At 34.9% G+C, this 8,736-nt stretch carries 9 protein-coding genes and 1 pseudogene; 9 read left to right on the top strand and 1 reads right to left on the bottom strand.

Annotated features, from left to right (window positions below):
* Positions 1-152: 152 nt before the first annotated feature.
* From AC13DP_RS04410 to AC13DP_RS04370, 9 genes and pseudogenes are all read left to right on the top strand, one after another.
* Positions 153-500: a helix-turn-helix domain-containing protein gene (locus AC13DP_RS04410; RefSeq protein ID WP_483067360.1), complete on the top strand. Its 348-nt coding sequence runs from the start codon at positions 153-155 to the stop codon at positions 498-500.
* Between the two features lie 88 nt (positions 501-588).
* Positions 589-1,131 carry a DUF3575 domain-containing protein gene (locus tag AC13DP_RS04405; protein ID WP_483067359.1) on the top strand — a complete coding sequence of 181 codons (543 nt, stop codon included), beginning with the start codon at positions 589-591 and terminating at the stop codon, positions 1,129-1,131.
* A gap of 120 nt (positions 1,132-1,251) precedes the next feature.
* Positions 1,252-1,551: a hypothetical protein gene (locus AC13DP_RS04400; RefSeq protein ID WP_483067358.1), complete on the top strand. Its 300-nt coding sequence runs from the start codon at positions 1,252-1,254 to the stop codon at positions 1,549-1,551.
* Positions 1,552-1,564: 13 nt separating this feature from the next.
* Entirely contained in the window at positions 1,565-1,825 is a 261-nt protein-coding gene (locus AC13DP_RS04395) for a cyclic nucleotide-binding domain-containing protein (RefSeq protein ID WP_483067357.1), read from the top strand.
* A gap of 63 nt (positions 1,826-1,888) precedes the next feature.
* Positions 1,889-2,472, top strand: a pseudogene (locus AC13DP_RS04390) (NAD(P)H-dependent oxidoreductase).
* 62 nt (positions 2,473-2,534) lie between these two features.
* On the top strand, positions 2,535-3,041 hold the full coding sequence (locus AC13DP_RS04385) for a proline dehydrogenase family protein (protein ID WP_483067363.1): 507 nt from the start codon (positions 2,535-2,537) through the stop codon (positions 3,039-3,041).
* 138 nt (positions 3,042-3,179) lie between these two features.
* Complete coding sequence (locus AC13DP_RS04380) at positions 3,180-3,506, top strand: proline dehydrogenase family protein (RefSeq protein ID WP_483067362.1); 327 nt, start codon at positions 3,180-3,182, stop codon at positions 3,504-3,506.
* Between the two features lie 323 nt (positions 3,507-3,829).
* A complete protein-coding gene (locus tag AC13DP_RS04375) occupies positions 3,830-4,588 on the top strand; it encodes a thrombospondin type 3 repeat-containing protein (RefSeq protein WP_483067356.1) in 759 nt (252 codons plus the stop codon).
* 1,447 nt (positions 4,589-6,035) lie between these two features.
* On the top strand, positions 6,036-6,320 hold the full coding sequence (locus AC13DP_RS04370; protein WP_013073098.1) for a hypothetical protein: 285 nt from the start codon (positions 6,036-6,038) through the stop codon (positions 6,318-6,320).
* A 62-nt stretch (positions 6,321-6,382) separates the two neighbouring features.
* Here the strand turns inward: AC13DP_RS04370 and katG are convergent, their stop codons facing one another.
* Positions 6,383-8,635: a catalase/peroxidase HPI gene (katG, locus tag AC13DP_RS04365; protein WP_347406237.1), complete on the bottom strand. Its 2,253-nt coding sequence runs from the start codon at positions 8,633-8,635 to the stop codon at positions 6,383-6,385.
* Positions 8,636-8,736: the final 101 nt, after the last annotated feature.

Below are 8,736 nucleotides of genomic sequence, written 5' to 3'. Positions count from 1 at the left end.
TGCTGAAAGGCCACTAGTACGATATTCATTAACTAAAGTGTACATTTCTTCCCGTTTACTCATGATAAATATTATTTTAGAGCAGCAAAGCTAGCATCAGAAAAAAAGGAAGTCAAGACGGGTTTAGTGGGGTGCATACAGATAGGGAATCTATGACGGCAGATAATCTTTATTTTCAAAAACTAGAAATACTTTGCAAAGATGATCACATTTATACCGATAATACATTAAATAGAGAAAAAGTTGCTCAAAAACTAGGTATAAGTACAGGATATGTTTCACAAATTATAAACACGGTAACAGGGAACAACTTTGCTTTTTACATCAATCAATATCGAGTTGAGGCTGTAAAGGAAATGATTTCAAATCCTGAATATGAAAACTATAGTTTGTTGGCCATAGGATTAGAAGCTGGGTTTACTTCGAAAACTACTTTTTACAAAGCTTTTAAAAAAGTTACTGGTCAGACACCAAATGAGTATAAGAACTCTGAAAAATAAGTCCCAATTTATAGAATTTTAAGCTTTTGGAACCTTTTCTAATCCATGATATTTGAAATTTGCCTTCAAATAATTTAAATCATATTTTATGGAAAAGTCCCTATTTTTTTTAGCATTGTTATTTTCATTTTTTGCTACTAATGCACAGAATGGTACGAACAATCAGTATAAGAAACAAAACGAAATAAAAGTTGATATAATTCAACCTTTAATTAGTGGATCAGTTGAAGCAGTTTATGAGAGGAATTTAAATAGTAAATCATCTTTAGGGGTTTCAGGTCTTTATATGTTTACGGACAAAATTGATGAGGATATGAATTATTCCCTTACACCTTATTACAGAAGGTATTTTGGTAAGAAATATGCAGCAGGGTTTTTCCTCGAAGGTTTTGGAACGTTCAGTTCAATTGACGGTAAAGAAGTCTATGATACTGAAAAGCCGCTCACATATACTGAAAATCCAGATGTGTATGATTTATCTCTAGGTATAGGGCTAGGTAGCAAATGGATTACGAAAAGTGGATTTATTTTTGAATTTAATTTTGGTTATGGAAGACAACTTTTTAATGCTGATAAAACGGATCATGACCAGCTTATTCGCTATGGGATTAAATTAGGTTATCGATTTTAATGTATATAAAGAGTAGAATAAATAATTATTGAAAATTCAGATGGCGAGGCTCATGATAACATGTGTTTAAATCAATAAAAGTAGTCCAAAAAGGTTCGTTTTAATCGAAATACCATCAGGATGAAAGAAATGCTGGAAATTTTTTTTAGATCTCTTAATGATTTATCGGAAGATGATATAGAACGAGGTTTAGCGGTTTTTACTCCTAAATTTTACAAGAAAAATGAACTGCTTATAGAAGCCGGGAAAACTTGCGACTGGATCGCTTTTATAAGTTCCGGGACGCTTAGAAACTACTATTTTTCCAACAAGGATGAAGAGGTTACTTATTGTTTAAATTTTTCCGATACATTTATTACGGCCTATTCTTCTGTTTCTTACCGGGAAAAAGACATTCGAATATATTCAGGCCTTAACTGATGTTGAGGTATTAGTGATACAAAAAAAGCAGTATCAGGAATTAATACGTTCTAGTTACGGATGGCTTAAGTTTTCAAATCATTTTACGGAACAATCTTATGTTTTAATGGAAGAGCGCCTATTGATGTTGCAAATGGTATCTGCCGAACAGCGCTATGCCGATTTAATAGCAAACCATCCTGAAATTATTCAGCAGGTGCCTTTAAAGTATATTGCCTCTTACCTTGGGATCACCCAAAGACATTTAGGCAGGCTTCGAAGTCAACTTTCATAATTAGACATTTGTCCTTTCTACACTTTCCTGACGTTTTTAGTATTGCATCAAAGAAAGAAGGATATGAAAAATAAACAGGTTTTAATTATAAACGGGCACCCAGATCAGGAAAGTTTTAATAACGCATTGGTAGCAGCTTACCAAAAAGGAGCGGAAGCATCAGATGCATTAGTAAGTCCGCTTAACATTCGGGAGTTGGATTTTAATCCTAATCTCCAATTCGGTTATCGTAAGCGGTTAAGTTTAGAGCCAGATCTTTTGTCTTCCATAGAAAAAATTAAAGCGGCAGATCATCTGGTATGGGTTTTCCCGATGTGGTGGTATGGTTATCCTGCACTGATGAAAGGTTTTATTGATCGGACTTTTTTACCCGGAATTATGTTTGAATACGAACCGGGAAAGACGGTCCTTAAAAAGCCATTAAAAGGAAAAACAGCCAGGATCATTATGACGGCAGATACACCAAAGTGGTATGATCTTTTTTTATGAAAAGTCCGGCATTGAATCAGTTTAAAAAAGGAACCCTTCAGTTTTGTGGTGTTAGCCCGGTTAAGTTAAATTATATCGCCCCTATAAAGAGTTCGAGTGAGAAAATCAGAAAAAAATACTTGTTCAAAATAGAGCAATTGGGGAAGGAGAATAAATAAGAAGTATTAGGTAATTTTAAATCGGTTTTTAAAAAAATGACCCTGTAAAATATTCAAATGTCCTGAAACAAGAACAAGATTTATTAAAGGTCGGTGCAGATAGCCTGAAAAAAGCAGCCTTAAATGAAGAAGCGAAAAATTTTATATTAAATAATGAAGTCGTCTTTAAGGTTTTAAAGAAAGCAGCGAATCGATATATTGGTGCGGAAACGATAAAGGAAACGCTCTTATCGGTTCAGGAATGGAATGAAAAGGGATACGAGGTAACGACCGATTTTATTGAGGAAAGTATTCGTAATGAAAAAGATGCGAATAAAGCGACCGCTAAATTTATGAATTTTTCCAGGGCGGTTAAAAAAGATCATCTACATTCTTCTATCTCTTTAGATCTATCACATATTGGTTTGCTTATCTCGAAAGAACTGGCAATGGAGAACTTAAAAGCCATTTGTGAAGAGGCAGGCAAAATGGACCAGGAAGTTATTATAAGTATGGAAGGCACTGACCGAACCGATAGTATTCTGGAGGTGTATAAAGAAACTTTAAAAACGCATAAAATCTTGGCATAACGCTTCAGGCTTATCTGGAAAGGACAAGCGATGATTTTAAAGAAGTATCCCAGTTGTTTGGTAGTATACGAATGGTAAAAAGGAGCCTATGAAACTGCAAAGGGACTATCGAGAGAACGCGGAGATAAGCTTGATGAAATTTATTTAGGATATGTGAAGAAACTTTTAAGGAACAACCATACATGTGCTATAGCCTCGCATGATGAAAAAATACATAAGCAGACGACTGCATTAATCGAAAAATATAAGCCAAACAATTATGTGCTCGAAAGACTGTTGGGAATTAGAAACGAAGAATTTCAAAAGTATAAAGATGACGGTTATAATTGCCGAATTTATATTATGTATGGAAAAGAGTGGTATTTGTATCTATGTAACCGTTGGGCGGAATATCTACTAAATATTTTTCAGGGAATAGCGGATATGGTTTCAGAGTGCGCTATATATGATGATTATGGTTTTTAGACTGGATGAGGTTTTGGTGTTTTTTTAAAAAGACCTTATTTTTATCGCTTCAGTTGTTTTTATTTGATTGAATCCGGCTATTAGCCATTTTAATATTTTTATGAAGATATTAATTGATATTCGTATTGTGTGTGGATGTTTTAAGATGATTGGTTATAGATAGGGGATTTGTAAGCTCCATATGATATTAGATGTCATCAAACTCGATAGTTGTATAGAAAGCCGTTATGTTAAATTAGATTTCAATTTTGTGTTAAAAGCACAAAAGATGAGGCATGCTTTAACTTTTTTATGTAATTTAAAGTAATCTTAAAGCTTATACTATGAAAAGAAATCTTACCTTTTTAGTAATGATTAGTTTGTTTTTTTCCTGTGAATCTGATCGAATAGATCAAATAGATCAAAGTGAAGGAGAAATTGAATCACTAAATTCTACCGGTTGTCCATTTTTAGATGATGCAGATTGTGATGGTGTTCCTGATACAGTTGATAATTGTCCAAACACTCCAAATTCTGATCAACAAGATACAGACAATGATGGTATTGGCGATGTTTGCGATTCAGTTTATAATGGGGCCAATCCTCCTAGCAGTGGCTCGTCTAATAATATAGTATCATACGATGATTATTATCAGAGCTGCCTTCAAGCAAATTCATTTACCTATAATTGCGGTTTAGCACTAGGAATTAAAGAGACTCAGGAAGAAACCGAAGAATTCTTTTCAAATTCTTCAAATATGGTACTAAAGTATTATAAATACACGGAAATTGATTCTACCCTTACTGGGGATGATGATGAGCCAATTTATAGTGCTCATCTAGAACCTTCAAGTGCAGAATATTGTGTTCAAGGAAACGAAATTAAGGATTGCTATATAACCTATGACAGAGTTAATGTTGATAAAAATACTAGACAGGAATACATTAGCTGGTATAACGGTAAAATAGACCATATTGAAGATTTAAGAGCTCAAATGAACCCTAATAGTCCTGTAAATGATGCTTATCTTGATGGTTATAGAGATGGAGTAACTGCGGCATATTGGTTCTCTGATGATAGTATGCCTGTCTTTAAAAACTAAATTTTATATAAAGCATTTTAGAAATATTATAATCGTAAACATTATGCTGAATATCATTTAAATATTTTTCATTGGATAGCAGATATTGTGTCATAAAAAATGATATCAAATACGATATTTATGCGTAGACGCAAAATGTTTTTATAAGTTACCAAAAACATCCAATTTACTCTATAATCGAGATAAAATATTCTGTTGCTGATCCCTGTAGCCATCGGGATCGGGAGGCCAAGAATTAAAAAATAATTTTCTAATAACTATCTCATGGACTTGCCCATGAGGTAGTTTGCTATAGTAAATTTCTCTTATTTCCAGAATGGAAATATTAGTGCTCTTGCGTCACTAATTCATTAACTTCATTATGATTTTTATGCTACTCTAAATCCATTAATCAAAGTTAGAGGTGAGGGATTATTCACCCAAAAAGGAGCATACTACAAAATGAGAATGCTATATAATATCTCGGATATAATTAAAAATGGAGAAGATCTAAACGTAATAGACAAAAAAAACTAATCACTCTTAAATTTTCTGAGGAGTATAATTTCAATGTCGCAAGGTATTATTAATATGACTAATAAAAATTAGGATAGGATAATAAATTAATAAGAGATTTAAATTTTAGGAACTAATATAAGGGTTTGGCGATGCTGCATAAAGACAATCATTATTCTCTAAGTTTCTATTGTATAATAATAGAGGTATGGGGCGTAATTTTCTGGGTTTTCACGAATGCTAGCCAAAAAGTCATTGGCCTGGTCGCAATTTTGGAACAGGGGAGGCAGTAATGTGGCCGCTGAAGATTTGGTTTCTGCATTAGAGGCTAAAGTGCTTCCAAATAATAAAGAAGCACACGCAAAGGGGGATAAAAATAATTTTTTCATAATAATAATAATAATAATTTAAGTGGTTAATAGTATCAATTTAATATTGTTGTTGATACTATTTTTTAGTGCTAAAGGTTATTTTTTTAGTTTTATTTTAACATTTTAGGTTGAAAGTATTTATTGTTTACATGCTGGATACAGGTTATTTATAGTCGCAATGATTTTATAATAATCTTAAATTGATATATTCGTTTCGTCTTCTATGTTCCCTTATCTTAATACTTATTTAATGCAGACCATTCGCTATTTTTTAGGCTTGCAGTTTTTTTATTCATTTTTGGTTTTATCTTGAAAGTAGATCGGCATATCAGTACCTATCAAAGCGATGAAAATTTCTGGATTTAAGATATTTTACATGTAGATGTTTCAAACGAGAAAGAGCTTTGCTCTTATTAGTGCTAATTTAATAGATTAGAGATGTTTAAATGAGTTTCACTTGTTCCCATATTTAAATGATCCCGGACCCTATTTTAATGTTTCCCACTTTTAGTCAGATTTTTAAATCCTTTCTAATATATTTTTGGCTGAATTTTTGTATTTGGAAAAAATAAAACAAACTTATGTTTAAAAATACTTGCCTGGCCATTATAGTTTCTTCGTTTTTACTTTCTTGTTATGCCTATAAAGCTCCGGCTATAAAAATTGGAATGTCTTTAGAGGAATTTAAAGATATCGCCAAATATGAACAGCTTGTGGCAATGGACAAAGAGTATACGGTTTATAAAGTAGTTTATGGATATGAATGGGAAAGAACCGGTTACTATTATTTTAAAAATGGTAGATTGGAAAGAATGGATAGTCAAGAGTATCGTCCTCAGGTAATCAAAATAAATAAAGGAAAGTAGTATTTTATTCAAAAAAAAAGCAGCCTTTTTAAAAGCTGCTTTTCGACATTTTAATCTGTATTTTATTTTAAATCAAAGCGATCTAAATTCATTACTTTAGTCCAGGCTTTGGCGAAATCTTTTAAGAATTTCTCATGACTGTCATGGCAGGCATAAACTTCAGCTTGTGCACGTAATTCAGAGTTTGAGCCAAAAATTAAGTCAGCACGGCTGGCCGTCCATTTTGTTTCTCCTGTTTTTCGGTCTTTTCCAACAAATTCGGTTTGCGCATCGTTTGTAGAGCTCCAGGTAGTACTCATATCCAACAAATTCATAAAGTAATCATTACTTAAAACGCCAGGTTTATGGGTAAAAACACCTTTTTTAGAACCGTCGTAATTAATGTTTAAAACTTTAAGTCCGCCAAAGAGAACAGTCAATTCAGGAACATTTAATGTTAGCAATTGTGCTCGGTCAATAAGCATGGTTTCTGCGGAAGTACTTATACTTTCTCTGCCTTTTACGTAATTTCTAAATCCATCAGCTTCCGGCTCTAACGCATTAAAGGCATCAGCATCGGTTTGTGCTTCAGTAGCATCAGTACGCCCTGGGCTAAATTCAAGCTTTATATCACTTCCAGCATCATTTGCCGCTTTTTCGATCGCTGCGTTTCCGGCAAGAACGATTAGGTCTGCTAAAGATATTTTTCTTTCCGCAGAAGCATTAAAATCAGCCTGAATTTCTTCCAATTTCGATATTATCTTTTGAAGTTGTGGAGGATTGTTTACTTCCCAGTGGCGCTGTGGTTCTAAGCGAATTCTGGCACCATTGGCGCCACCACGCTTATCAGAACCTCTAAAGGTAGAAGCAGAAGCCCAGGCGGTAGAAACCAGCTCTGAAACTGATAGTCCCGAATTTAAAATTTTATCCTTTAGGTTAGCAATATCATCGTTATTTACCAATTCATGATCTACAGCCGGAACCGGATCCTGCCAAATCAATTCTTCTTTAGGAACCTCGGGGCCTAGATACCTGGAAAGTGGTCCCATATCCCGATGCGTTAATTTAAACCAGGCTCTGGAAAAAGCATCGGCAAATTCATCTGGGTTTTCAAAAAATCGTCTGGAGATTTTCGCGTATTCGGGATCCATTTTTAAGGCAAGATCGGTAGTAAGCATAAAAGGGGCATGCTTTTTATTGGGATCGTGTGCATCTGGAACGGTACCTGCTCCTGCATTATCTTTGGGTTTCCACTGGTGTGCTCCTGCGGGGCTTTTAGTAAGTTCCCAATCAAAGTTAAACAGGTTTTCAAAGAAGTTATTACTCCATTTCGTAGGAGTGGTAGTCCATGCACCTTCAAGTCCGCTTGTAATCGTGTCTCCGGCATTCCCCGTTCCAAACGTATTTTTCCATCCTAAATTCATTTCTTCGAGGGTTGCACCGGCAGGTTCAGCTGAGACATATTTTTCTGGATCGGCAGCCCCATGTGTTTTTCCAAAGCTATGTCCGCCAGCAATCAATGCAACTGTTTCTTCGTCGTTCATGGCCATACGTCCAAAGGTTTCGCGAATATCCTTTGCGGCACCCATAGGATCTGGATTGCCATTAGGACCTTCAGGATTTACATAAATCAAGCCCATATGAGAAGCACCAAGAGGATTCTCCAATGTATTTCCCTTTTCATAGCGCTCTTTGTTTCCCAGCCATTCACCTTCAGCACCCCAATAAATATCTTCTTCGGGTTCCCAGATATCTTCACGGCCACCGGCAAAACCAAAAGTTTCAAATCCCATAGATTCTAAAGCACAATTTCCGGCAAGGATCATCAAATCTGCCCAACTAATTTTCTGACCATATTTTTGTTTGATAGGCCATAAAAGTAATCGTGCTTTATCCAAATTCGCATTATCTGGCCAACTATTTAAAGGAGCAAAACGTTGCGAACCCGAGCTTGCACCACCGCGGCCATCGCCAATTCTGTAAGTCCCTGCGCTATGCCAAGCCATTCTGATAAAAAATGGCCCGTAATGGCCATAATCTGCCGGCCACCAATCTTGGGAGTCGGTCATTAAATGATATAAATCCTGCTTGACCGCTTGCAGGTCTAGTTTTTTAAATGCTGAAGCGTAATTAAAATCCTCGTCCATCGGATTGGTTTTAGAGGAATGCTGACTTAATATTTTTAAATTGAGCTGGTTGGGCCACCAGTCTTTATTTGTTGTTCCGGTTCCTGCGGTAAAGTTTTTCGCTCCACCTAAAAAGGGACACTTACTGGAATCATTTACTTCCCATACCTTGTGGTTATCTGAACTGTTTTGATGATCATTGTTTGCCATGGTTTATGATTTTAATTAATAGCTGGTTAAAAATATATAATGAAACGCTATGTTTTATTTAATTTCAATAGTAAAAAACTATTGTTTTAAATATGCTATTT

Source organism: Zunongwangia sp. L-65 (genome assembly GCF_056859415.1).
This window is presented reverse-complemented; position numbering and strand designations above follow the sequence as displayed.